A 23,468-nucleotide genomic window follows, 5' to 3' on the forward strand; every position below is an offset into this window, starting at 1 on the left:
GGCGTATCTGAAAGTTAAAGTCCGGCCAGCATGGAAGAGAGCTGGCTGCTCATATTGTTCATTTTGTTCATCGCCAGATCGAGGCGTTCGAAGTCTTTACGGTTACGTTCCACGGTGGCATCAATCATCTTTTGCACCTGGCTCATGCGCGCGCTGACCTGTTTGGTCTGCTCTTCCAGCCCTTTGGTGGTTTGTCCGATGATGCCGGTGGTTTTCGGAATGCTGTCCTTATCGCCGATGTAGGTTTTAATCATCTCCTGCAACCTGTCAGCGACACCTTCAGATTCCCCTTTGCCGAGGAACAGCGCTTCGATCTCGTCCGGATTGTTTTTAACCGCGTCATCCAGCTTGCTGCTGTCTATGGTCAGTTTGCCGGTACCGGCATCTTCCACCTTCACTTCGATCCCCAGCTTCGCCAAAGAAGAAAATACCTGGCTTAGCTGGCTGTTATCACTGCCGGTAATGGAACGGATGTCATTGGTCAGACGGCGCAGCGTGCCGTTGCCCATCAGCGGGCCGTTGCCGGGATTCGCCTCGCCTTCGGCGTCGTCAGCCGGTGCTTTCCATGCGCTGGCGCTGTCGGACGCGCTGATAAAGGCGTTATACAGCTTAACGAACTCCTCAATCGCCCCTTTGAATTTACTGGTATCGCTGGTGATCGACAGGTTTTCATAGGCATACTCGCCATCCTTGTCTTTCTCTGATACCTGCTGCAGTTCCAGAGTGACCCCTTCAACGGCATCGTTGATGGTGTTGCTGCTGCGCTCCAGCCGGGTGCCATCGATCACCATAATGGCGTTTTGCGCCTCGGTGACGGTGGACATCGCGTTGCTACCTGCTCTTGGCTGCACATTCGGATCAAAATCCAGCACCCCGGCAAGCGCGTCATCGCCGCTGACTTCCACGGCGATCTGCCCTTCTTCACCGGTTTTCTTCGAGGTCATCACCAGCGTGAAGCCGCCCTCTTCGGTCGGCCGCACCGAGGCCGTGACGTTGCCTTTTTCCTGGTTGATCTTTTTGGCTATCTGCTCCAGTGAGGTCTGATCCTTCGCCAGCTCGATTTCCATCGGCTCGCCGTCGCCCACGGTGATTTTCAGCGTACGCGTATCAACGCTCCGATCGCCCAGATTGTTGGTTTTATCGCTCTGCGAGCCGGTGCCGATTTTGTGCGCGCGCGCCAACTGCTCAACGTAAATTTCATAGCTGTCCGGCTGGGCGCCCGCCTTGGCGGTGGCTTTAAACGCCTTGTTGGTGCTGACGTTGACGCCGTGGAAGCCGTCCTCGCCCATCTTGCTGATATTGTCGCTCAGTGCCGACAGCGAGCTGGAGATTTTTCCCCACGCCGATACCTGGCCGGTATAGACCGTTTTACGCTTGTCATAAGGAACCAGCTTCTGCTGTTCAGCCATTTTAATTTGATCGAGCATCGAACTGAAATCGATGGTGCCGCCAGAACCCAGTCCTGGTATTGCAAATCCAGCCATTTTTCTCTCCTGCATATCATAGGCATTTTATCATCGTCATTTATAGCAATCGGATGTTCTGTTTTTTAGTTTAATTTTTTATCGTGGGGCCAACAATACGCGTCGCCGGGTTTAGCAGGCTTTGTCGTCTGTTTTCACATTTAATGATGCAATAAAGGAAAGGCGATATTTTAAATAGCCAAACTGGCTACGAAAGTGAATCCATTTCGCTTATTTAAAAAAAACCGCTAAAAAAATTTTAGTCCTTTTTTATTCCCACCGATAGATAAGTTATGCGCAACAACGAACGCATAAGTTTAATTAGCCCAACCATTCTACGAGGATATTAATATGGCCCAGGTCATTAACACTAACGCACTGAGTCTGATGGCTCAGACTAACCTGAACAAATCCCAGGCCTCTCTGGGCACCGCGATCCAGCGTCTGTCTTCCGGCCTGCGTATCAACAGTGCGAAAGATGATGCTGCCGGTCAGGCTATCAGCAACCGTTTCACTGCCAGCATCGAAGGCATGACTCAGGCGGCACGTAACGCCAACGACGGTATCTCTCTGGCGCAGACCACTGAAGGTGCACTGAACGAAATCAACGACAACCTGCTGAACATTCGTCGTCTGACCGAGCAGGCGCTGAACGGCACCAACTCAGAATCTGATAAGAAATCCGTACAGGAAGAGATCACCGCGCGTCTGGCTGAAATCGGCCGTATCGCTAAAGACACCGACTTCAACGGCGTGAACGTGCTGGACGGTTCTACTTCTCAGCTGCAGATTCAGATCGGCGCGAAAGATGGCCAGACTATCGGCATCGACCTGCCGGCAATGGACCTGGAAAAACTGGGCCTGGATGGCTACGACGTGACCGGCGCGCTGGCCAGCTCGGGTGCTAAACCTACGCTGGATGCGGCAGGTAACAAAATTACGCTGAACGACAAGGTTAACGCGGGTGCGGAACAAGTTACCCTTAATGCCTCAGCGATGTCATCGATTGAAGCAGCCGTTGGTGCAGCTGCGGGTGATGTTTCTCTGTACAGCGTTGGTGAAGCAGGTAAAGAAACTTACTATGCCCTTGACTCCGCGACTGGCGAAGCGACAGAAGTCACTCTTAAGGGTGATGGCTCAGGCGTACTGGCTACAGCTACCGCCGGTGAAAAACTCAGCGCCGTTGATGCCGATATCCTGGCAAATGGCCCAAGCAAGCTGACTGGTGAAGGCGAAGTGCTTAAAGCAGGTCAGGAAATCGATCTTGCCGGCACAGCGCATAAGCTGACCGAGCAGGATATGACTGATATCGCTGCGGAAATGGGTGTTGATGCCGCTGACATGGAGCTTATCGGCCTGACTGATGATGCGGGCGCAGTTAAGTACTATGCGGTTCACACCGATGCATCTGGCGTGAAAACTGCCGCAGAGATGACTCTGGCTGATAATGCAGGCGCAATCACTGCCGCTAAAGGCACTGCTCTGGCGGCTGCAGATACGCAGAAACTGGGCGAGCTGGCTCATGGCAACAATGGCCTGCTGGCAACCATGGACTCCGCGCTGGCACAGGTTGACAGCTTCCGTTCAGGTCTGGGTGCGGTGCAGAACCGTTTCAACTCTATTATCAGCAACCTGAACACCACCGTGAACAACATGACTGAAGCTAAGTCGCGCATCCTGGATGCTGACTTCTCTGCAGAAGTGTCTTCCATGAGCCGTGCCAACATCCTGCAGCAGGCCGGTATCACCGTACTGTCACAGGCAAACCAGGTTCCTCAGAACGTACTGAGCCTGCTGCGTTAATTGCGCTGATTTCCAGCCTTGCCCTTAATTTCGGGTTACAGCCCTCCCTTCCGGGAGGGCTTTTTTATTCCCCGCAGAAATCATCCCGCCAGCAAATTATCGTCTGGAAAGGTTATTGCTTTTCGCTCAGGTTAAATAAAACCTTGCCCGCCGACATCGCTTATTCGTTACGCGTAAAATGACCTGTAAAATAACGAAGAAAAATAATGATACGGGTAACTAGCACGACATGTCGCGAAAAATTGTGCATAATAAACAGATACAATGACTGACTAATTAGCCTGTTACAGGATGCTATTCAGCAACATGTTTAACGAATACATTAATAGTGGTAAGCCTTACGCGAATCTGCCCGGCTTTGCCCTGTTAACAATAAGTCTGTCATTCCCACCGAACAGGGATAATCTGCACGGACCATTTAATCAATAACTCACTGACACCTATACTAAGAAGATGAGTTCATACAATGGATAACAATATTATCATCGGTGATCTGGTCAGGCTGGACAGGCGCACCCGATCGCTGTCGCGCACTCAGGACGGAAAAAGCGTCATGCTCCCGACCTCTGCCTGCCGCTGTCTGGCAGCCCTGGCACAGGCGAAAGAACAGGTGTTATCTCAAGAGCAGCTAATGGATATTGGCTGGCGACATGCCGGGATAGAGGTCACCGACAACAGCGTGCGGGTGATGATCACCAAAATTCGCCGTGCGCTGGTCACACTCAAGGTGGACGAGCGCATCCAGCTGATCGCCGTCACGCGCAGCGGATACCGGCTGATAGTGCGTGCGGATCGGCCTGGCGCGACGGCTGTCTCCGCAGCAGAGCCTGACGTACAGACTGCCCGCAACCTGACCGCTTCGGCGGGCGGTGAGTTGCCCGTTATAGCCCCCCGCCAGCTGTTGCAACGCCGCATCGCGGCTGGCGTGGCGGGGCTGGTTTTGGGCTGCTGCGCGGTGGCTGTGACCAGCTGGCTACTAACCATCAACCCGGTGCCGGTTCATTATATGCGCTGGTACGATGAAAAAACCCCTCCCCAGACTGAAGTCTGGGTAGCCGGGGAAGCTCAGCCAGATAAACAACGGGTCCTCCAGACGCTGCAACTCTATACGCAGTTCGCGCTACATAAAGATGGGGATATCAATGCGGAGCATGCCCGTTATCTCTACATTACGACCGGCAAATCCAGCCCTAATCTGGGCCTGATCGCCTGTGTCACCCCGCTGCGGGATTCGGAGAACAACTGTGAATCATACTCTTTTACATACCGTTAAATCGCCCACCATTCTGTTGTTTATCGGCGGTTTTATGCTACCGGTTGTGGTTTTTCTGCTGAAAGAAATGGTGTTCTTTCCGCTGAAGGCCAGCTGCGTTGCCCCACAGGCCTGGTATGAAATCAGTGACAACAATAACTGGACGCTGACGCGCGGCATTTACCGCTTTTACCGTGAGGGGCCGATGCAGCGGCGCGTCATCTATACCGGCAGTATCAACCACTATATTAATGGTGGCAGGTCGCTTCACCCGGTTGCGGTGCTGCGGGAAGTTACGCTCAGCACCACAATAAGCGGCAACCGGCTGCACAGTACCGTGATCCAGCAAAGCAGCAGGCTGGGCGATCAAAGCAGCAATGCCGAGGTGGAGAAATATGTTTTCCCGCATATCGTTCCGGGGGAAGCCAGTACTAACTGGGTTTATCTGCTGGGCGGTAAAGCGCTGGCTATCGGTAATGAAAACAGCGCGCGCACGCTGTGCGTGAACTAAAGCATCGGGCGTTATTACGCTGAATTAGCTGAACCGCCGCACGTTGACCAGGCCAATGCCGGGGGATAAAAACCTCTAAAATAGCGTACTTTTTCAGGTTAGGGACGGGTACAGAAATGAACAGGTTTAACCCCGGTTATTTTACTGAGGATGAGCTAAGAGACTTTGGCATTGCATCGGTAGGCGTCAATGTGCGCGTAGCACGCAACTGCACCATCATTGGACTGGCTAATATCAGCATTGGCGACAACGTCAGGATTGATGGATATTCCACCATAACTGCCAGCGGGGAAGGTTTTTTCAAGCTGGGTTCTTACATTCATCTTGGTGGTCATAGCACCATTCTGGCCACTGGGGGCGTGGTGATGGATGACTTCACCTGCATATCGCACGGCGTAAGGATCTACACCACCAGTGATGATTACAGCGGTGAGTTTATGACCAACCCGACCGTGCCTGCATACCTGACTCGCGTCACCTGCGAGACAATTACGCTTAGCCGACATGTGATTGTCGGTTCACAATCCACTATTTTGCCGGGTGTGCATCTTGCCGAAGGGACTGCCGTGGGTGCCAACTCGTTAGTCAGTCACCATACGCAGCCCTGGTCGATCTACGGCGGATCACCGGCTAAAAAAATCAAAGACCGTAAACGTAATCCGCTTACCCTTGAGAAACGGCTTTAGCCTGTGACCGCCCGACGGCGGTTCAACCGCCGGTGGATCACGCGTTGTCCGAGTGATAACGAATAATCTGCACAATGTGCGCAATCGTCTTCTCTTCCAGCCCCGGATAAAGCGGCAGACAGATAACCCTACCGGCCGCCCGCTGCGCATTTAGCAGGTTATCCACCTGTGCGCCTGGCGCATCCTTATACATATGAAAATGGCTGATCAGCGGGTAAAAATAGCGACGTGAAATAATGTTCTGTGCGGTCAGCGCCTGGTACAACTGGTCGCGGCTGATTGCATATTCCGCTTCAACCACGATAGGGAAATAGGCATAGTTCCATTTCATGCCGGCGGGGATATCAGGCACGGATATGCCGCCGATCCGCGCCAGCCCCTGCCGGTACAGCTGGTCGCTGGCGGCGCGCTGGGCGATGGCGCCGTCAATATGCTTAAGCTGTAACAGCCCGTAAGCCGCCTGCAATTCATTCATTTTGCCGTTGATGCCCGCTGCCACCACGGTGGTTTCATCAGCAATGCCAAAATTTTTCAGCAGGTCGATACGGCGCTTCATGCTGGCGTCATGACTGATAATTGCCCCGCCCTCAATGGTGTTGAACACCTTGGTGGCATGGAAACTGACGACGGAGAGATCGCCCTCCAGCAGCACGCTGCGCCCGTGTTGCTGCACGCCGAAAGCGTGGGCGGCATCGTATATCACCTTAAGACCATAGAGATCGGCTATCTGACGGATACGTGCCGTGTTGCAGGGAACGCCATAGCAGTGCACCGGCATAATCGCCGTGGTACGCGCGGTAATGGCCTGCTCCAGCTTTTCCGCATCGAGATTAAAACCGTCCGCCTCGGTATCGACAAACACCGGGGTCAGACCGTTCCACAGCAGTGAATGCGCGGTGGCAACGAATGAATAGGGCGTGGTCAGCACTTCCCCACTGATGCGCAACGCCTGCAGTGCGGTTAGCAATGCCATGGTGCCGTTGGAAAACAGGCTGATATGCTGTACGCCGAGATATTCCGCCAGCGCCTGCTCCAGCTGCTGGTGACAGGGGCCGTTATTGGTTAACTGCTGGTTATGCCAGATTTGCTCCAGGTAGGGAATAAACTCCTCCAGCGGTGGCATCAACGGGCGGGTAACGTAGATTTTTTTATCAGATTGCATGTGGCTTATCCCGGCGGTGCGCATCGGCAATAAACAGCGGCGCGGGCGGCTGCCCGGCAAGATGGCGCTGCCAGACGGCATCAATCATCTGCTCAAAATAGTACGCGTTGTGACTGTGTGCCTGCTCACGCTGCGCAATACGCGCTCTCATTGACTGGCGAATGGCATCAAGCTCCTGATAGCGCGAGTTCCAGGCGATCACCTTTTGCGCATACTCATCCAGGCTATTACAGACAAACTCATCGAGATTAAGGGTTTTCATCGCCATTGCCGTGGTGCGCGAGACGGCGGAACCTTCGATGGCGGTGATCAGCGGCACGCCCATCCAGATGGCGTGCTGCGCCGTGGTGCCCGCCGAGTAAGGATGGCTGTCCAGCAGGATATCGACCTCATGATGCATTGCCATGTAACCGGCAAAATTCTGTTTGCTACGGAACACCAGCTGTGGCGGCTGTACGCCGCGCCGGGTCATTTCCGCCAGATAATGATCGCTCATCTGCTGGTCGGCCATATGACCAAACAGCAGACGGGCATCCGGCAGCGCCAGCAGGATTTTTGCCCAGCAGTCAAGCATTGCCGCAGTCAGTTTTTGCGGACGGTTGAAGTTGCCCAGCGTCAGGTAGCCGTTTTTTAGTGCGGGTAACGGGTTGATTTCGGGCGCACTGGCGTGATACTCAAACAGTTTCGCTGAAGGCAGAGAAACCAGTTTTTCACTGAAGATGCCGTCCAGCTCGCCGGGTTCTGCCATACCGTGATAAATAATGTAGTAATCCATCTCCTGCAGGCCGGTGGTGCCGACAAAGCCAATCCACGACATCTGTATCGGAGCCGGCTTCAGCGCAAAGCTCAACAGCCGGTTACCGTTGGTAAAGCCCGACAGGTCGATCAATACATCAATGCCGTCTTCGCTGATCTGACGCGCCAGCTCCACGGCATTCAGAGCGGCAACGTGGCGGAAGACGGTGGCAGAAGACTGATAACCTTTGCTTACCGCATCCTGTTTGCCCGTGGCATAGGCATAAAGTTCATAGCGATCGCGGTTGAGGGTTTTCCATACCGGCCAGAAAAAATGATGCACCGGATGCGAATTCAAATCCCCGGAGACAAAACCAATGCGTATTTTCTCGCGCTCACCGCGCGGCTGCGGCTGCCTGCTTGTCGGCATCACGGCGCGCGCCCAGCGGTGGGCTAACTGACCGAATTCGCGGTGGGCAAGGAATTTTTCCTCTGCCGTCAGCACCGCATCGTGCGACAGGATAAACAGATACATCGCTTGGGCATTCGCCCGGCAGATGGCCGATAACTGCCCCTTCAGCGCCTTCTGGCATAACGCTTTAGCCTCTTCCAGCCGCCCGGTATGACTGTACACCGTCGCCATACGCAACATATTGACGGCGTTGGCCGCATCACGCTGTATCGCGTTCTGCAGGCAGCGCTCTTCCCGCGCCAGGTCGTGCGCCATATTGTACATACCGGAGAGTTTCAGCCACAGTTCGCTATTTCTATCGTCCTGCTTTAGCAGATGCTGGAACAGAATTTTTGCCAGCGGTAACATGCTGTCCTGACCGGAGGCGATGGACGCCAGCAGATTGATCGCCGGCTGGCAATCGCCGTCGAGACTGAGCCTTTTCGTCGCCAGAGTTAATGCCATTGCGTTGTCGCCGCACTTGTGAAAAGTGGTTGCCGCCAGCAGCAGGAATTTGCCATCGTCCGCGTGTTCTGCCAGCAGCGCGGCAATGATTTCTTTAGCCTGAGTCATACAGCCCGCATTGAGCAACTCTTCGGCTCTGCGCGCCTTTTTAGCATTCACGCTGCACGCCGGTTTTGCCGAACGTATCACCTGTTGTTGCACACAGGTCAGCATGCCACCCGCGCTTTCGGCGCTGGTCGCCAGCAGATAAGAACGCATACAGCCATTCAGCAGAGCCTGGTCGCCACAGGAGTAGATACGCTGCCAAAAGCGTGACCAGCTCAGTGCATCCCCGCGGAGCAAACCTTTACCGGCAAGGGCAAGGGCGAGTTTCGCATCCTGTTCATTTTCAATGGTCAGCCCGCGTAGCCAGAGCGCATGCTCCTGCTGCTTAAAGGCCAGACGCTCTCCCCACCAGTTGGTGCGTGCGCACAGGGCCGCAGCGCCTGCTTCGGCCTCGCTGTAGGCGCAGATCGGCTGCAACGCTTGCGCTGCGGCACTGTTGTAGGGTGAGGGCGTGCTGCTCAGATACAGCGAAGGCGGTTTATTAAGAAACAGCCTTTGCAAGGCCGCCAGTATGACTTCGCGATGATCGTCAGGACTTTCCGGCTCCAGGGTTAACCGGATTATCTGCTGCGTGCTCAGGCTGCGCGGCCAGGCGGCACTTAGCCAGTCAAGAATGCATCGGATCGCCGGATGACTGGCATCCACTTTTTCGCCATAGCGGGTAATGCGCACCTGTTCTTCATCCCCCGGCACACAGCTGGCCGCCCAGTGCATAGTTGCCAGCTGATTAAGGTCAGGTTTATCGCTAAAGCTCTGCGCTGATTTCTGTGCCACCAGCAGGCTGAAACGCTCGCTGCGCATGACGGCAAAATCAAGGTACTGCCGCAGCTGTAAAGGGTCGCTGACCGGGGCAACGGCCTGTTGCAGCATGGCAACCTTTTCGCCATAGTACTCCGCCATCTCGTACTGTGGCACCACGTCCCCCAGCAGCTGCAGCTGTTCCGCATTTACGCGCACGGCAAAGTCGCCGATCAGGCAGGTATCCTGATTGTCTTCAAGGTACTGGCCCAGTAGTTCGGCGTCGGTTAGTAACAGCGCCGCACCCGCAGCCTGCTTCAGCAGGCCGTCAGCCTTACTCATTTCAATGAATGACAGCATTCCCCTGGCGCTGGCCAGCCACTCCTGTTCCGTCTGTGCAGAGCGGCAGTGGTAAGCAATCGCCTGGCGCAGCTGCTGCTGCGTACGCGCTCCCGGCTGGGTGCTCCAGCACAGGGCGATAATGCCATTCGGGCCTAGCTGGCGCTGGCACCAGTTAATTAGCGCGCGGCGGGCGTGGGCGTCCAGCATGTTGTATATGGACGGGATAATAATATAATCGAATTTCCCCACCTCAATGGATAACAGGTCCTGCAATCCCAGGCAGTAAAAGTGCAGATTGCTCAGTGCGGCTTCCTGCGCCTGGCGTACTCCTTCAGCAATGCGTCCGGCATCAATATCAATACCCACGCAGATACTTTGCGGATAAGCCGCTGCATGACGGAGTAAATTGCCGCCAGCCGCGCAGCCAACTTCTAACACAGAGGCCGTGCTGATATCCGCGCTGGTAAAACGATACAGGCACGCGGCCGAGGCGATGGCAGCCGGGGAATAATGCCAGGAAGCATATAAAGTATTCACGAGGGATCCCGATTAATATTTCTCTGGCTGCGTTCAGCCGCGATGAATGCCTTGCGGCTGATAAAGAAATGGAATTAATTGTGGTTATTCTAACACCCGCAGTAACCGGGCTAATTACTAATAAGCAGACACAAATAGCAATAATTAAGGGGTTATATTGTTCAGGCCAGCGCCGATATCAGCGCGGCAAGGTTGTCAAATACGGTGGCCATCAGTTTTTCGATGAAAGGTGCCAGCGTTTGCGAAATAAGCGACAGTGCTACCATGCCTACGGTGAGCGTTAACGGAAAGCCAATAACAAATATGGAGAGCTGCGGGGTCAGGCGGTTCAGTAATCCCAGGGTAAAGTTAATGCACAGCAACAGCGAAATAATTGGCAGCCCCAGCATCAGCCCTTCGCGGAACACCAGCCCGGCCTGCTGCACCAGCAGGAAGAAGCCACCGTTATGCAACGGAGCAGCGTCAACCGGCAGCTGATGAAAACTTTCCGCCAGCAGTGCAATCAGCCACAGATGGCCGTTAAACACCAGAAACAGCAGCGTGACCAGCAGATTAAGAAAACGGGCAATCACCGGCACATTACCGGCGTTGGGATCAAAGAAGGTGGCGAAGGACAGCCCCATCTGCATACCGACGATTTCGCCCGCCATACGCACCGCCACAAACAAAAGCTGCATCGACAACCCTAAGGCCGCGCCAATCAGCAGCTGTTTACCTACCGCCCAGACGCCCTGAAACGAGTAGAGTGCGATATGGCTGTCCGGGATATTGCCGCCAAGCAGTACAGCTATCAGCAGCGCCAGCCCAACGCGCACGCGGGTATTGACGCCCTTTTCACTAAACACCGGGGCCACGGTCAGCAGCGCGGCAATGCGCACCATCACCAGGAAGTAGTGACCGAGCTGATCGTATATCTGCGGCAGCGGAAGGGAGAAAGCCATCAGCCAATAACAAACGGAATGTTGGTGAGCGTCAAACGGGTATATTCAATGAAATTGCGCATCATCCACGGCCCCAGCACCACCGCCACCCCGATAATCACCAGAATTTTCGGGATGAAGGTCATGGTCATTTCGTTAATCTGCGTGGCGGCCTGCAGAATACTGATAATCAGGCCGGTGGCGAGTGCCGCCAGCAGCAGCGGCCCGGCCACCATCAGGCCGAGTTTAATCGCCTGGATGCCGAGGCTCATTACGCTTTCAGGTGTCATCAAGGTTACCTAACTGTAGAAACTCTGTGCCAGCGAACCCATCAGCAGCTGCCAGCCGTCGACCAGCACGAACAGCATCAGTTTGAAAGGCAAGGCGATAGTCGCCGGAGGCACCATCATCATCCCGAGCGCCATCAGAATACTGGCAACCACCAGGTCAATAATCAGAAACGGAATAAAGATAGTAAAACCAATCTGGAAGGCGGTTTTCAGTTCGCTGGTGACAAAGGCCGGCACCAGAATGCCGAGCGGTACCTCTTCCGGTCCTTTAAATTCACCGGCTTTGGCCATTTGCGCAAACATCGCCAAATCATTTTCCCGCGTCTGGTCCAGCATAAAGGCACGCAGCGGCTTAACGCCCTGCTCCAGAGCGACTTCCATGGTGATTTTGTCTTCCTGCAGCGGCTGCCAGGCCTGCTCGTATATCTGATTGAATACCGGCGACATCACGTAGAAAGTAAGGAACAGCGCCAGGCCAACCAGTACCTGATTGGGCGGAGACGTTGGCGTTCCCAGGGCATTGCGCATCAGTCCCAGCACAATAATGATGCGGGTAAAGCCGGTCATCATCAGTAATATTGCGGGTAAAAAGGTCAGCGAGCTAAGCAGTACCAGCGTTTGCACCGGCAACGTCCAGCCGCCATTGCCCTGCGGGCTGGCCAGGGTGATATCGCTGTTGGCCGCCAGCGCGCCAACCGCTGGCAGCATGCCCGCGATCAGCAACAGCGTGCGCAACACGGTACGGGGCTTCATCGGTCCCCCCCTTTGCCATATTTGTGTCGCAGTTTGCTCAGTAACGCCGGGAAATCAGCGACTGGCCTCGCCTGCATCTCCGGTTCTGCATCAGCGGGTTTTTCCATGCGGTCAAGACAGGCGATCTGCGTTGCCGTCACCCCCAACACCAGACGACGGTCCTCGACGTCAATCACCACCACCCGCTCGCGTGTGCCAAGCGATTTAGTGGCCACCACGGTTATCAGGCTGTTACCGTCATTAAAGCGGCGGGTAATACCGCTGCGACGGGCCAGCCAGGCCAGCGCGACCATAAAAAGAACGATTAACGCCAGCGCGCCAGATACCGTAAGCAGCACGGAATCAGACGCGGGCGGGCCGCCCGTGGGTACGGAATGAATGATTGACGATGAGGTTTTCATTATCTGCTCAGGCGATGCATACGCTCAGAAGGGGTAATAATATCGGTGATACGAATACCGAATTTATCGGAAACCACTACCACTTCACCCTGAGCAATTAAATAGCCGTTAATCAAAATATCCAGCGGTTCCCCCGCCAAACCATCCAGCGCAACGACCGAACCCTGACTTAAACGCAGCAGCTCTTTAATGGTCATTTTGGTACGACCCAGCTCCACGGTCATTTTTACCGGGATATCGAGAATTAAATTCAATTCATCAGAAATATGTGTTGCGGACATAGCTTGTGTCATTCCCTCTGAGGTCTGTTCGCTCATCGCCTCAGCCCCCAGGTCATTTACAGCTGAACCCGACGAGAGTTTATTGTCGCTCATGGGGAAATTATTCCTTATTTAACGAATGTAATGCTGAAGGGATCATCTGCTCTACTTTAAGAGCAAATTGATTATTAACTGAACCATATTTCGCCGTAAATACCGGCACGCCACCGACACTCGCGGCGATCAGCTCTGGCTTATCGAGTGGGATAACATCCCCTTTCTTAAGCTTCATCACGTTTGTCAGACGGGTCGGTAAGTCAGGGAACGTCGCCACCAGTTCCAGCTCGGTTTCCCGCATCTGACTGACCAGCAGCCCGCGCCACTGAGTATCTTCCTGGCCGGAGTTTTCCATCGGCGGGTTACTCAACAGTTCGCGTAACGGTTCGATGGAGCTGAACGGAATGCAAATATTGAACTCACCCTGGTGCGAACCGATTTCGATGAAAAACGGCGTCGTTACCACCACATCATTCGGCGAAGAAGTAATGTTGGTAAATTTGACCTGAATTTCAGAACGAATATATTCGGTCTTAATTTTGAAAATCGTGCTCCAGGCAAACTCATACGCTTCCTGCGCCATGGTCAACATGCGATGAATGACCCGCTGTTCCGTTGGGGTAAATTCACGCCCGTCAGCTTTGGTGGGAAAACGCCCGTCGCCGCCAAATAAATTGTCCACCGCCATGAAGACCACGCCGGGAGAAAAAGCCATCAGCGAGGTGCCGCGCAGCGGATTCAGGTGCAGCAAATTCAGGTTGGTTGGCACCGGCAGATTGCGGGCGAACTCGTGGTAAGGCTGAATCTTAATATTTCCGGCGGTAATATCCGGGCTGCGACGCAGTAAATTAAACAGTCCCATACGAAACTGTCGGGCGAATCTCTCGTTGATAATTTCCAGCGAGTGCAGACGTTCACGGATCACCCGCCGCTGGGTATGCGGGTCATAGGGCTGCGCTTCGCGAGCGACAGAACCGGACTGCTCTTCAACCTGACGATCGTCACCGCCGTCGGCGTTAAGCAGATGATCAATTTCAGCCTGGGATAAAAAATTATCAGACATAGTCATTACCGCAGAATAAATTCATTAAATAACACGTCTGCGACTTTCACCGACTGATTAGCTGCCAGCGGCTTACTCACTTCATGTTTAATTTTATCTACCAATAATTGTTTCCCTTCATTGGTGGACAACTCTTCATAGCTTGATTTCGCCAGCAGAATAAGAAGACGGCTGCGATATTCCGGCAGATATTTTTCTATCGTCAATAATGACTGCTTGTCGGCCATGCGTAATGACAGCCCGATATACAGCACGCGGTCGTTTTCATTTTCTGTCGGCTTTAAACTGACGGTGAAAGTGCTTAAGGACTGATATAGCGGATCTGCATCAACCGTTGCCCCTGCTACCGCATTGTGATTAGCTGACTGGCCTGTTGATTTACTCATTTCCCAGACGGCATATCCGGCAATACCGCAGGTTGCCATCATCACCAGAAACATGATGGTAAACACAACCGTACGCAACGAGCCGCCGCCAGATGTTTTTTTAATTTTGTTACTCATTAACTCAATCCTGTAATTAGAACTCGCGTCAGCTTTGATTCAAATCAGATAAGGCGCATATTGTAGACTACTCAAACAGCAGGCTAATTATGTGATGAGGTTGCATTACCGCAGCTATTTCAGCACATCAGGCGAAGGTATTAATCCCTGATACGGGCAACGCTGTCTGCGTCACGCCTGTCCGCTCATTATTGTCTGCGTCATCAATGCCTTGCTCGTCCTGTTCGGCGCTTTTCCCCTCTGAACTTCCCTGGGCGTTAGCGCCGGCAGAAGATGAGCCGTCAGCGCTGACGCTGGCCTGCCCCAGCTGTACGCCGGACTCTGCCAGCGCGCTACGCAGCTGAGGAAAAGCCGCTTCCAGCGCCTGACGCACCTGAGGATGTTCGCTGATAATATGTAACTGCGCCTGGTCCTGCTGCATACGCACGGTGATCTGCAGGGATCCCAACTCTTCTGGATGCAGCCTGATCTCGGCATTCTGCACGCCGTCGCGGGTATAAAGCGCCAGCTGCTGGCTCAACGACTGTTGCCAGGCTGCCGATCCGATCGGGTGCGAATTGTGTGCCGTTGCCGGAGCTGGCAGCGCCGCAGTTCGTGCTGCCAGCTCCGCGGCCTGCAGCTGGCGCGTTACGCCAGCGTCATACTGCGCGCCCGGTGCCTGCACTTCAGCCGCGCTGACTGCTTCCGTCAAACCGGTTTCCCGCAGCACAGCGGTAACAGGCTGCGATTTAACCTCCAGCGGATGGGCGTCTGGCAATAGCAGGGGTGCGGCGCCGTCTTGCCTGTCGTTCACATTCAGGCTTAACGGCAGCGCCGGCAACGGGTTATGCGCTTTGCCAGTGGATATCTCATCCGCCGCCAGCGTCTCCCCGCCCCCGTCACTGCTCGCCGCGTTTTGCATCACCGCCTGCTGTAGCTGCCAGAGCGGGCTTTTCTCCCATCCTTCCGGCATCACCGGCTGGGTCAGCAACGCGCCGGCTTCTTCATCCGCTGACTGAATTTCCTGCAACCGTTCGTCGCCCGGCTGTGGGCAAAGGGTTTCCACCAGCTCCGTGCCGATCTCCGGCAGCCTGTTCGTTTGCGGCAGATCGCCCGGCGCGGTGTCCGGCAACAACGGACGCCCGTCAGGCATCTCTGCCATCATCATGCGGTTAAACAAGCCCGCCGGTGCCGCAGCCTGTCTGAGTCCTTTAGCCTTGCCAACGACTTCGCCAGTCAGCAGGGCGTTGATATCAATATTCATAGTATTTCTCGTTTTTGCCCGGCACGTTGTGCGAACTCATCCATCAATTTCTGCTCATAGCGGCTGTCTGCCTGCATGCGCGCGTTTTCACGCCGCGTCAGCAACGTTTCAAAGGCATTAAGCCGCTGTTTGTCGTTAATCCAGCTCTGCTTCGCCAGCGCCACCGCCTGCTCGCAGTGGGCAACATGCTGCCCCTGCTGTTTAAGCACCTGATTAAGGGATAAAATAAATGACTGGTGATTGACTAAATCGGCCACGCTCATGCCGCGCGACTGCATGCCGCTGCGGAGCGACTGCTGATATTCACGCTCGTAACGCTGTAAATGCTGTTCCTGGGTGACCGCCTGTTGCCAGTTCTGCTGTACGGCTCCCAGCGCCTGTGTGGTCTTTGTCAGCTGTTCTTCGGCCATCTCACAAAGCATCGTCATGGGATTTCTCACCTTCATGCCAGGCTCCGGTTTATCAGCTCACTTCAGGCAGCAGCGCAGAGAGCGCGCTAACGGCTTCTGCATAGCCGCAGCTTTCATGGACCGCCTGGTGCAAATAGCTTTCCATCTGCGGATAACGCGCAATGGCGCGATCGAGCAGGGCATCGCTGCCGCTGACATAAGCCCCCACGCTGACCAGGTCGCTGTTGCGCTGATACGATGAGAGTTGCTGCTTGAAGCTTTGCACATTACGGTACTGCGCGTGCGGAATAAGCTCGGTCATCGCACGGCTGATCGAGGCTTCAATATCGATTGCCGGATAGTGGCCGGACTCGGCGAGACGACGTGACAGCACAATATGCCCGTCAAGAATGGCGCGTGCCGAATCCGCGATCGGGTCTTGCTGGTCGTCGCCTTCGGTGAGAACGGTATAAAAAGCGGTGACAGAACCGCCCCCGGCAACGCCGTTGCCCGCACGCTCTACCAGCGCCGGCAGGCGCGCAAACACCGATGGCGGATAACCTTTGGTTGCCGGCGGCTCACCGATCGCCAATGCCACCTCACGCTGCGCCATGGCAAAACGCGTCAGGGAGTCCATGATCAGCAGGACGTTCATTCCGCGATCGCGGAAATCCTCCGCCAGACGGGTAGCGTAGACCGCGCCCTGCATGCGCAAAACAGGCGAAACATCGGCTGGCGCAGCGATCACCACCGCGCGTTCGATCCCCTCTGCCCCAAGAATGTTCTCGATAAAATCTTTGACTTCGCGCCCACGCTCACCGATCAGCCCGACGACGATCACATCTGCATCGGTATAACGCGCCATCATGCCCAGCAGCACGCTTTTACCCACCCCGGAACCGGCAAACAGGCCCATGCGCTGCCCGCGTCCGACGGTCAGCAGGCCGTTGATGGCGCGGACGCCAACGTCAAGCACGCTTTTGATCGGGTCGCGGTGCAGCGGGTTAATCGGCTGGGTAAACAGGCTGGCGCTGCTGGTTTTCAACGGTGCCGGACGTCCGTCCAGCGGGCGTCCCTGCGCATCCAGCACCCGGCCAAGCAGCTGTGGCCCGACCGGTAGCTGTTTACCCTCGTAGCTGTCGCCATCCGGGGCGTATACGCGCGTCCCCGGCAGCACGCCATCCACATGTTCCAACGGCATCAGATAAAGCAGCTGGTCTTTAAAACCCACCACTTCACATTCGACCGGCATAATACCGTTACGGGTCTGGCGCTCTACGACACAGATTGCCCCAATGGGCAGCTTTAGCCCCACGGCTTCCATCACCAGCCCGGTGGCACGAGTCAGGCGGCCATAACGGCGAAACGCCGGGATTGCGCCCATTTTGGCTTCGGTGCGTTCGATAGTGTCCAGCCAGCTTTTCAAATGCCGGGTCATTCGGACAGCTCCTCACGCGCCAGCTGGCACAGGGTCTGCCAGCGGGTTTCCAGCGTGGCGTCCAGCTCCGCGTCTTCCGTCAGGATGCGGCAGCCGCCGGGTGACATCTGCGCATCAAACTGCATTTCCCAGTCGATGGCCTTCAGCGTATCGCCCAGGGTTGATTCGATAATCTCGCGGTCATCAGGATGGACCACCAGCCGCACTTCCCCTTGCAGCAAAGCATCCTGCTTGATGAGCTGCTTAATCTGCGCCAGCAGCACCGAACCGTTGGTAACCTGTTCGCTACCGTGCAGATCCTGTACCGCCTGCAGCGCCAGCTGCACCAGACGGCTGGGGATCAGGCTGTCGAGGTTATCCAGCGACAGCTTGAAAGAGGTGATCCAGCCCTCGATGCTCTTCAGTCGCCCCTGCTGCGCCGCTTGCGCCTCGGCGATCCCCTGCGCCATTCCTGCTTCATGCCCGCTCTGGTAGCCGGCATCATAGCCTTGTTTCCTGCCCTCTTCTTTTCCCTGCGTCACGCCCTGGTTATAACCCTGCTGTTCGGCCTGTTTACGCAAACGTGCCAGCTCGGCCTGCGTCTGCGCGTCTGAGGCGCCGCTGACGATGGTCGGCAAAGGTTCATGCTGTGGACTGACCGCTTCCAGCAAGTTATCCGGCTGCCAGCTGCGCCATTGTGGCTTAGTGCTTTGATCAGACGTAGGCATCGTCGCTGCTCCCAATCAGAATGTCCCCGGCTTCTGCCAGACGACGGACTACCAACAATACCGCTTTCTGCTGTGCTTCGACCTGCGAGAGGCGCAACGGCCCGCGCGAGGCCAGATCTTCGGCCATCAGGTCTGCCTGACGACGTGACATATTGCGGAAGAATTTATCGCGCAACGCCTCATTGGCACCCTTCAGGGCCACCAGCAGCGTTTCGCTTTCGATCTCTTGCAGAATTTGCTGGATGCTGCGGTCGTCCACTTCAACCAGATTTTCGAACAGGAACATTTCATCAATGATCTTCTGCGCCAGCTCGCCGTCGAACTCGCGCACCGCATCGATAGCCGCTTCTTCCTGTTGAGATTTCATCAGGTTAAGGATCTCGGCCGCCGGACGTACCCCGCCCATTTTGCTGCGTTTGAGATTCTGACCGTGCAGCAGGTTGTTGAGCACTTCGGTCAGTTCCTGCAGCGCGGCAGGCTGTACGCCGCCGAAGGTGGCGATACGCAGCATGATGTCGTTACGCTCTTTATCGTCAAATTTGCCCAGCACATCGGCTGCCTGGTTACGTTTCAGGTGCACAAGGATAGTGGCAATGATCTGCGGATGTTCATCGCGGATCAGGTCATACACCGCCTGTGGCTCCATAAAGTTCAGCGTTTCAATACCATTGGTACCCTGATGGGTATCCAGCAGATCTTCCAGCAGGGATGCAGCACGCTCTTCGCCCAACGCTTTCACCAGCACGTTGCGCAGATAATCATTGGTGTTGAGACTGAGCGCGGCATACTCACCGGAGTCACGGCTGAAATCTTCCAGCACGACAGACATCTGATCGTGGGTAAAACCAGCTATATTCACCATTGCGCTACTGATTTGCTTCACCTCGTGCGCATTAAGGTGTTTGAAAACTTCGGCAGCCAGCTCATCGCCCAACGTCAGCATGACGATGGCGCATTTGTCACAAGCATTCATGATTTGTGTTCCTTGTTCAGCCACTGACGCATAACCAGCGCGATAACCCGTGGTTCCTGTTCTGCCAGTTCCCGCAGTTGCTGACCATTAATCTCGGTATCGGTGCGGCGTTTTTCTTTGGCATGGGCGGACATTTGTGCCGCTTTGTTTTTCTCTTCCAACTCAAGCTTGCGCGCTTCTTTTTCCAGCTCCAGACGCTTGATGGTGGTGTCCTGGTGGCGGATCCAGACTGGCTGTACCAGCCTGCGCCACATCACCCAGCCGATAATGGCAATCACCAGATAGCGGGCAAGCGTCATTATCAGTGTCTGGAAGCTCTGCTGCTGCCAGAGCGGCGGCATCACTTCTTCAACGACGCCATTGAACGGTGAATTGACGATATTCACGCTGTCACCGCGCTGCTCGCTGTAGCCAATGGCCTCTTTAACCAGCGTATTAATGCGCGCCAGTTCGGCAGCAGGCAGCGGACCGGTTTTCCCTTCAGCACCTTGTGCCATGTGGTTGATCACCACGGCGACAGAGAGACGCTGAATATGGCCAACGCTGGTTTTGGTATGGATCAGGGTACGATCCAGCTCATAGTTGGTCGTTTCGTCATTACGATTGTTGTAAGGCTGAGCCACCTCGCCAGCAGGCGGGGTTTTCTCATTGTTCGCATTCTTACCGTTCGCTGCCGGTGCGTTAAGCGGTTTGGTCAGCGGCGCTGTTGCCGGCGTCGGTGGCTGATTGCTTAGCGCGCCCGGCACGCCGCCGCTACCACGACCGTTGCCTTGCGCGGCCTGGCTTGACTGGCGACTACGGATCGCCATTTTCTCCCGCTCGGCGTTCGGCTGGTACTGTTCGTCGGTACGCTCCTGCTGGGTAAAGTCCAACTGTGCCGTCACCTGAGTACGCACATTGCTGTCGCCGACCAGCGGTGCCAACAGGCGCTGAATACGCTGCTGATAATCCGCTTCAATCTCGTTGGTGTACTTCACTTGCGAGGTTTGCAGTGCGCCCGTGCCGCTTTGCGTCAGCAGGTTGCCGCGCTGATCGACAAGGGTAACGTTGGCTGCCGGTAGGCCGGATACCGCGCTGGAGATCAGATGCGTAATGGCCGTCACCTGCCCGTCATCCAGCGCACGTCCCTGCGCCAGCGTCACGTTTACCGAAGCCGTAGGCTGCTTCTGATCGCGCACAAACATGGACGGTTTGGGCACCGCCAGATGCACGCGGGCATGTTGGATCGGGCCAAGATTTTCGATGGTGCGCGCCAGCTCACCTTCCAGCGCCCGCTGGAAGTTAACCTGCTCGCTAAACTGGCTGATGCCGAATTTTTCCTGGTCCAGCAGTTCAAAGCCAACGGAACCGCCCTTTGGTAATCCCTGCTGTGCCATTTTCATCCGCACTTCATGAACCTGAGCTTCCGGCACCATGATAGCGCCCCCTGCCGTATCAATGCGGTAAGGGACGTTCATCTGCGACAGCTGGCTGACAATGGCACCGCCATCCTCATCGCTGATATTGTTGAACAGGACGCGATATCCCGGCTCTTTGGCCCAAAACATCAGGGCAATCATTACCGAAATCGCCGCAGCAGCAGCGATCGGCAGCAGCAGCTTCGGACTATTACGTAACGAGTTCATCGCCGCCTTGACGCTATCTGCGGGATTGTTTTTTAAATCATCTGTTGTGGCACTCATGCCGTAATCCTGTAACAAGTAATCACGCAGCGAATAACTGCTTACAAACTTGCTAATTAAGCAAGGCAGCAGCCGACGAAGTTTTTCCGGATAAATTTTGAGGTCGGTATTATCCTCTGAGTGGAGTTTTTTTTAAGGGTAAATAAGCTCGAGCTTGTGTCGGCTTTTCGGGTTTTTCGCCATTAATTCCCTCATGTTAAGCTACACCCATATAAAGCTGCACAAGACTTGCTACGTTCTGAGTTATTTATTATCCGGGAAAAAATAATGTCATCTTTAATTCACAATGTAATCGGGCAAATGCATTCTCAGGCACAAAAAATATCTGCGCCTGACGAATTCCTTTCAAATGGAAAGTTAACAAGTCTGGGTAGTGGCCCAAATTTTTCTGATGCCTTGTTTAACAGCATTAATGAAATCAATAAATCTCAACAGACGGCAAAAGCGCAAAGCCAGAGCTGGATGTCTGGCAACAGCGATATTGGCCTGAACGATGTGATGCTGTCTCTACAGAAATCATCCGTTGCTTTCAGCTTTGGCGTTCAGCTACGTAATAAAATGCTTAGCGCCTATCAGGAAGTCATGAATATGCCTGCATAAAGGTTTGACATGAAATGTGAAAATCTACGTAGCTCTGTGCGTTTAAGCCATTTTTCGGATGCACTTACCGACCGGGAATTAGAAAAAATCAGCCAGCTGATCTATCAGCGGGCGGGAATTGTCCTTAGCCAGCAGAAGCGGGACATGATATTTAATCGCCTGTCACGACGACTACGGGAACTCTCATTAGACAGTTTTAGTGAATATATTCATATTCTTGAATCCAGCGTAGACAGTGAAGAATGGCAGATATTTGTTAATTCGTTAACCACTAATCTGACCTCTTTTTTTCGCGAGGCATACCATTTTCCCCAGTTGGAAGAACATGCCCGCAGCCACGGTGCTGGCTACCGCGTCTGGTGTACGGCAGCCTCAACCGGCGAAGAACCTTGCTCCATCGCCATGACGCTGGATGCCTGTCTTGGACCGGCCATTGGTGGCCCCAGAGTTTGGGCAACGGATATTGATACCGACGTGCTGAACCGGGCCAGTGCCGGAGTCTACCGCATGGCGGATTTACACACCCTCAGCCCTCAGCAGAAGCGACAATATTTTCTGCGCGGCACCGGAATCAACAGCGATCGGGTACGGGTAAAGCGTGAGCTGCTGGCGGCGATCCACTACCAGCGACTGAATCTGTTGGACGAATCGTGGCAGGTTCCCGGTCCTTTCGATGCGATTTTTTGTCGTAACGTGATGATCTATTTCGACCTGCCGACCCAGATCCGCTTGATCCAGCGCTTTGCACAGCAGCTGAAGCCAGATGGCCTGTTATTTGTCGGCCATTCGGAGCATTTCAACCACCGACAAAGCCCGTTCCGTCTGCTTGGACAGGCAGTTTATGCGCTAACGGAGAGCGGAAGTTGAGCAAGATACGAGTGCTGTGCGTCGATGATTCCGCGCTGATGCGCAATATGATCAGCGCAGTAGTGAATCAGCAACATGATATGGAAATGGTGGCAACAGCATCCGATCCGATCAACGCCCGCGAGTTGATCAAAAAATTTAATCCAGACGTACTGACGCTCGATATCGATATGCCACGGATGAACGGCCTGGAGTTTCTCTCCCGGCTGATGCGGCTGCGCCCGATGCCGGTGGTGATGATCTCATCGCTGACGGCAAAGGGGTCGGCGAGCACGCTGAACGCGCTGGAGATCGGAGCGGTGGATTTTATCGCCAAGCCGGATGCCAGCCAGATTGCGGCGCTGGGCAGTTGGGCAGTACAGGCGGCGGAAAAAATCCGTCTTGCGGCGAAGTCGACGCTGCCTTACCGCAGCCCGCTACCGGCGGACAGCATCAGCGCCATGCGTTTTGGCGTAAAAACGATTATCGCGATCGGTGCATCGACCGGCGGAACCGAGGCTCTGCGCCAGGTACTGACACGAATGCCCGCCACCAGCCCCGGCGTGGTGATTGCACAACACATGCCGCCCGGCTTTACCTTGTCTTTCGCCCAACGTTTGAATTCGCTGTGCGCCATGCGGGTGAAAGAAGCCGTGGACGGCGAGCCGGTGGAGAGCGGCACCGTGTACATTGCTCCCGGCGACAGGCATATGCAGATCGCTGGCTTAGAGAAGGGGTATCAAATCTGCCTTAACCGCAATGCGGCAGTTAACCGCCATCGGCCCTCGGTCGACGTGCTGTTTCACTCCGTTGCCGCCGGGGCTGGCCATCATGCCATTGGTGCCATTCTGACCGGCATGGGCGCTGACGGAGCCAAAGGCCTGCTGGCGATGCGCCAGTCAGGCGCCTGGACGCTGGCGCAGAGTGAACGAACCTGTGTGGTGTTTGGCATGCCGCGTGAAGCCATTGCCCTCCAGGCGGCAGCAGAAGTCATCGATTTGCAGGATATCAGTCAACGGCTGATCGATCGTTGCAGCCGACAAGGTCGGACAAAATCACCAAAGTAAATGCGGTACACCTCCACCGAGTCAGG

Annotated in this window: 23 protein-coding genes; 7 read left to right on the plus strand and 16 right to left on the minus strand. The window is 54.9% G+C overall.

Going from position 1 to position 23,468, the window contains the following annotated elements:
- Positions 1-14: 14 nt before the first annotated feature.
- Positions 15-1,484, minus strand: a complete 1,470-nt coding sequence (fliD, locus tag JGC47_RS12670; RefSeq protein WP_004159276.1) for a flagellar filament capping protein FliD — start codon at positions 1,482-1,484, stop codon at positions 15-17.
- Between the two features lie 330 nt (positions 1,485-1,814).
- On the opposite strand from fliD, the gene JGC47_RS12675 reads away from it, so the two are divergent.
- The 4 genes from JGC47_RS12675 to JGC47_RS12690 all read left to right on the plus strand — a co-directional run bounded on the left by JGC47_RS12675 (position 1,815) and on the right by JGC47_RS12690 (position 5,715).
- Positions 1,815-3,266 carry a flagellin N-terminal helical domain-containing protein gene (locus JGC47_RS12675; protein ID WP_004159277.1) on the plus strand — a complete coding sequence of 484 codons (1,452 nt, stop codon included), beginning with the start codon at positions 1,815-1,817 and terminating at the stop codon, positions 3,264-3,266.
- 466 nt (positions 3,267-3,732) lie between these two features.
- Complete coding sequence (locus tag JGC47_RS12680; RefSeq protein ID WP_004159279.1) at positions 3,733-4,539, plus strand: winged helix-turn-helix domain-containing protein; 807 nt, start codon at positions 3,733-3,735, stop codon at positions 4,537-4,539.
- Positions 4,511-5,029, plus strand: a complete 519-nt coding sequence (locus JGC47_RS12685; RefSeq protein ID WP_004159280.1) for a hypothetical protein — start codon at positions 4,511-4,513, stop codon at positions 5,027-5,029. The genes JGC47_RS12680 and JGC47_RS12685 overlap by 29 nt, the downstream gene beginning before the upstream one ends.
- Positions 5,030-5,145: 116 nt before the next feature.
- The gene (locus tag JGC47_RS12690) at positions 5,146-5,715 is read left to right on the plus strand and encodes an acyltransferase (RefSeq protein WP_004159281.1); all 570 of its coding nucleotides are present in this window, start codon (positions 5,146-5,148) and stop codon (positions 5,713-5,715) included.
- Positions 5,716-5,752: 37 nt separating this feature from the next.
- Here JGC47_RS12690 and JGC47_RS12695 read toward each other — a convergent pair whose 3' ends face one another.
- The 15 genes from JGC47_RS12695 to fliF form a co-directional block, all read right to left on the minus strand.
- On the minus strand, positions 5,753-6,877 hold the full coding sequence (locus JGC47_RS12695) for a DegT/DnrJ/EryC1/StrS family aminotransferase (protein WP_004159287.1): 1,125 nt from the start codon (positions 6,875-6,877) through the stop codon (positions 5,753-5,755).
- Positions 6,867-10,250, minus strand: coding sequence for a bifunctional class I SAM-dependent methyltransferase/glycosyltransferase (locus JGC47_RS12700; protein WP_004159291.1), 3,384 nt, complete (start codon positions 10,248-10,250; stop codon positions 6,867-6,869). The genes JGC47_RS12695 and JGC47_RS12700 overlap by 11 nt, the downstream gene beginning before the upstream one ends.
- A 161-nt stretch (positions 10,251-10,411) precedes the next feature.
- Positions 10,412-11,191 carry a flagellar biosynthetic protein FliR gene (gene fliR / locus JGC47_RS12705; protein WP_004159292.1) on the minus strand — a complete coding sequence of 260 codons (780 nt, stop codon included), beginning with the start codon at positions 11,189-11,191 and terminating at the stop codon, positions 10,412-10,414.
- Entirely contained in the window at positions 11,191-11,460 is a 270-nt protein-coding gene (gene fliQ, locus JGC47_RS12710) for a flagellar biosynthesis protein FliQ (RefSeq protein ID WP_004159293.1), read from the minus strand. The genes fliR and fliQ overlap by 1 nt, the downstream gene beginning before the upstream one ends.
- A gap of 9 nt (positions 11,461-11,469) precedes the next feature.
- Entirely contained in the window at positions 11,470-12,213 is a 744-nt protein-coding gene (gene fliP, locus JGC47_RS12715) for a flagellar type III secretion system pore protein FliP (RefSeq protein ID WP_004159294.1), read from the minus strand.
- Complete coding sequence (gene fliO / locus JGC47_RS12720) at positions 12,210-12,614, minus strand: flagellar biosynthetic protein FliO (RefSeq protein ID WP_004159299.1); 405 nt, start codon at positions 12,612-12,614, stop codon at positions 12,210-12,212. The genes fliP and fliO overlap by 4 nt, the downstream gene beginning before the upstream one ends.
- Positions 12,614-12,988 carry a flagellar motor switch protein FliN gene (fliN, locus tag JGC47_RS12725; protein WP_013034895.1) on the minus strand — a complete coding sequence of 125 codons (375 nt, stop codon included), beginning with the start codon at positions 12,986-12,988 and terminating at the stop codon, positions 12,614-12,616. Before fliN ends, fliO begins: the two co-directional genes overlap by 1 nt.
- 7 nt (positions 12,989-12,995) lie before the next feature.
- A complete protein-coding gene (gene fliM / locus JGC47_RS12730) occupies positions 12,996-13,994 on the minus strand; it encodes a flagellar motor switch protein FliM (RefSeq protein ID WP_033477715.1) in 999 nt (332 codons plus the stop codon).
- Positions 13,995-13,999: 5 nt separating this feature from the next.
- Positions 14,000-14,497: a flagellar basal body-associated protein FliL gene (gene fliL / locus JGC47_RS12735; protein WP_004159309.1), complete on the minus strand. Its 498-nt coding sequence runs from the start codon at positions 14,495-14,497 to the stop codon at positions 14,000-14,002.
- A 127-nt stretch (positions 14,498-14,624) separates the two neighbouring features.
- A complete protein-coding gene (locus JGC47_RS12740) occupies positions 14,625-15,740 on the minus strand; it encodes a flagellar hook-length control protein FliK (protein ID WP_004159311.1) in 1,116 nt (371 codons plus the stop codon).
- Positions 15,737-16,168, minus strand: coding sequence for a flagellar export protein FliJ (gene fliJ / locus JGC47_RS12745; protein WP_004159312.1), 432 nt, complete (start codon positions 16,166-16,168; stop codon positions 15,737-15,739). Before fliJ ends, JGC47_RS12740 begins: the two co-directional genes overlap by 4 nt.
- 34 nt (positions 16,169-16,202) lie before the next feature.
- Entirely contained in the window at positions 16,203-17,567 is a 1,365-nt protein-coding gene (gene fliI, locus JGC47_RS12750) for a flagellar protein export ATPase FliI (protein ID WP_004159313.1), read from the minus strand.
- The gene (locus tag JGC47_RS12755) at positions 17,564-18,274 is read right to left on the minus strand and encodes a flagellar assembly protein FliH (protein WP_004159315.1); all 711 of its coding nucleotides are present in this window, start codon (positions 18,272-18,274) and stop codon (positions 17,564-17,566) included. The genes fliI and JGC47_RS12755 overlap by 4 nt, the downstream gene beginning before the upstream one ends.
- Positions 18,261-19,247 carry a flagellar motor switch protein FliG gene (fliG, locus tag JGC47_RS12760; protein ID WP_004159318.1) on the minus strand — a complete coding sequence of 329 codons (987 nt, stop codon included), beginning with the start codon at positions 19,245-19,247 and terminating at the stop codon, positions 18,261-18,263. Before fliG ends, JGC47_RS12755 begins: the two co-directional genes overlap by 14 nt.
- Positions 19,244-20,929 carry a flagellar basal-body MS-ring/collar protein FliF gene (gene fliF, locus JGC47_RS12765; RefSeq protein ID WP_004159319.1) on the minus strand — a complete coding sequence of 562 codons (1,686 nt, stop codon included), beginning with the start codon at positions 20,927-20,929 and terminating at the stop codon, positions 19,244-19,246. Before fliF ends, fliG begins: the two co-directional genes overlap by 4 nt.
- A 267-nt stretch (positions 20,930-21,196) precedes the next feature.
- Here fliF and fliE point away from each other — a divergent pair, with 267 nt between their 5' ends.
- Genes fliE through JGC47_RS12780 form a run of 3 tightly spaced genes read left to right on the plus strand, consistent with a single transcriptional unit; the run spans position 21,197 to position 23,442 of the window.
- Positions 21,197-21,529, plus strand: coding sequence for a flagellar hook-basal body complex protein FliE (gene fliE / locus JGC47_RS12770; protein ID WP_004159320.1), 333 nt, complete (start codon positions 21,197-21,199; stop codon positions 21,527-21,529).
- Positions 21,530-21,538: 9 nt separating this feature from the next.
- On the plus strand, positions 21,539-22,396 hold the full coding sequence (locus JGC47_RS12775; protein ID WP_004159328.1) for a chemotaxis protein-glutamate O-methyltransferase: 858 nt from the start codon (positions 21,539-21,541) through the stop codon (positions 22,394-22,396).
- Positions 22,393-23,442: a protein-glutamate methylesterase/protein-glutamine glutaminase gene (locus tag JGC47_RS12780; RefSeq protein ID WP_004159330.1), complete on the plus strand. Its 1,050-nt coding sequence runs from the start codon at positions 22,393-22,395 to the stop codon at positions 23,440-23,442. The genes JGC47_RS12775 and JGC47_RS12780 overlap by 4 nt, the downstream gene beginning before the upstream one ends.
- Positions 23,443-23,468: the final 26 nt, after the last annotated feature.

Source organism: Erwinia amylovora (assembly GCF_017161565.1).
Lineage (GTDB): Bacteria > Pseudomonadota > Gammaproteobacteria > Enterobacterales > Enterobacteriaceae > Erwinia > Erwinia amylovora.

What these genes read in the sequence shown, in the direction of transcription:
- fliD (WP_004159276.1), bottom strand. Translation starts at nt 1,484, where the DNA reads ATGGCTGGATTTGCAATACCAGGACTGGGTTCTGGCGGCACCATCGAT.
- fliJ (WP_004159312.1), bottom strand. Translation starts at nt 16,168, where the DNA reads ATGACGATGCTTTGTGAGATGGCCGAAGAACAGCTGACAAAGACCACA.
- fliM (WP_033477715.1), bottom strand. Translation starts at nt 13,994, where the DNA reads ATGTCTGATAATTTTTTATCCCAGGCTGAAATTGATCATCTGCTTAAC.
- fliF (WP_004159319.1), bottom strand. Translation starts at nt 20,929, where the DNA reads ATGAGTGCCACAACAGATGATTTAAAAAACAATCCCGCAGATAGCGTC.
- JGC47_RS12675 (WP_004159277.1), top strand. Translation starts at nt 1,815, where the DNA reads ATGGCCCAGGTCATTAACACTAACGCACTGAGTCTGATGGCTCAGACT.
- fliE (WP_004159320.1), top strand. Translation starts at nt 21,197, where the DNA reads ATGTCATCTTTAATTCACAATGTAATCGGGCAAATGCATTCTCAGGCA.
- JGC47_RS12775 (WP_004159328.1), top strand. Translation starts at nt 21,539, where the DNA reads ATGAAATGTGAAAATCTACGTAGCTCTGTGCGTTTAAGCCATTTTTCG.
- fliN (WP_013034895.1), bottom strand. Translation starts at nt 12,988, where the DNA reads ATGAGCGACAATAAACTCTCGTCGGGTTCAGCTGTAAATGACCTGGGG.
- JGC47_RS12755 (WP_004159315.1), bottom strand. Translation starts at nt 18,274, where the DNA reads ATGCCTACGTCTGATCAAAGCACTAAGCCACAATGGCGCAGCTGGCAG.
- JGC47_RS12695 (WP_004159287.1), bottom strand. Translation starts at nt 6,877, where the DNA reads ATGCAATCTGATAAAAAAATCTACGTTACCCGCCCGTTGATGCCACCG.
- fliO (WP_004159299.1), bottom strand. Translation starts at nt 12,614, where the DNA reads ATGAAAACCTCATCGTCAATCATTCATTCCGTACCCACGGGCGGCCCG.
- fliR (WP_004159292.1), bottom strand. Translation starts at nt 11,191, where the DNA reads ATGGCTTTCTCCCTTCCGCTGCCGCAGATATACGATCAGCTCGGTCAC.
- JGC47_RS12690 (WP_004159281.1), top strand. Translation starts at nt 5,146, where the DNA reads ATGAACAGGTTTAACCCCGGTTATTTTACTGAGGATGAGCTAAGAGAC.
- fliL (WP_004159309.1), bottom strand. Translation starts at nt 14,497, where the DNA reads ATGAGTAACAAAATTAAAAAAACATCTGGCGGCGGCTCGTTGCGTACG.
- fliI (WP_004159313.1), bottom strand. Translation starts at nt 17,567, where the DNA reads ATGACCCGGCATTTGAAAAGCTGGCTGGACACTATCGAACGCACCGAA.
- fliP (WP_004159294.1), bottom strand. Translation starts at nt 12,213, where the DNA reads ATGAAGCCCCGTACCGTGTTGCGCACGCTGTTGCTGATCGCGGGCATG.
- JGC47_RS12680 (WP_004159279.1), top strand. Translation starts at nt 3,733, where the DNA reads ATGGATAACAATATTATCATCGGTGATCTGGTCAGGCTGGACAGGCGC.
- JGC47_RS12740 (WP_004159311.1), bottom strand. Translation starts at nt 15,740, where the DNA reads ATGAATATTGATATCAACGCCCTGCTGACTGGCGAAGTCGTTGGCAAG.
- fliG (WP_004159318.1), bottom strand. Translation starts at nt 19,247, where the DNA reads ATGAATGCTTGTGACAAATGCGCCATCGTCATGCTGACGTTGGGCGAT.
- fliQ (WP_004159293.1), bottom strand. Translation starts at nt 11,460, where the DNA reads ATGACACCTGAAAGCGTAATGAGCCTCGGCATCCAGGCGATTAAACTC.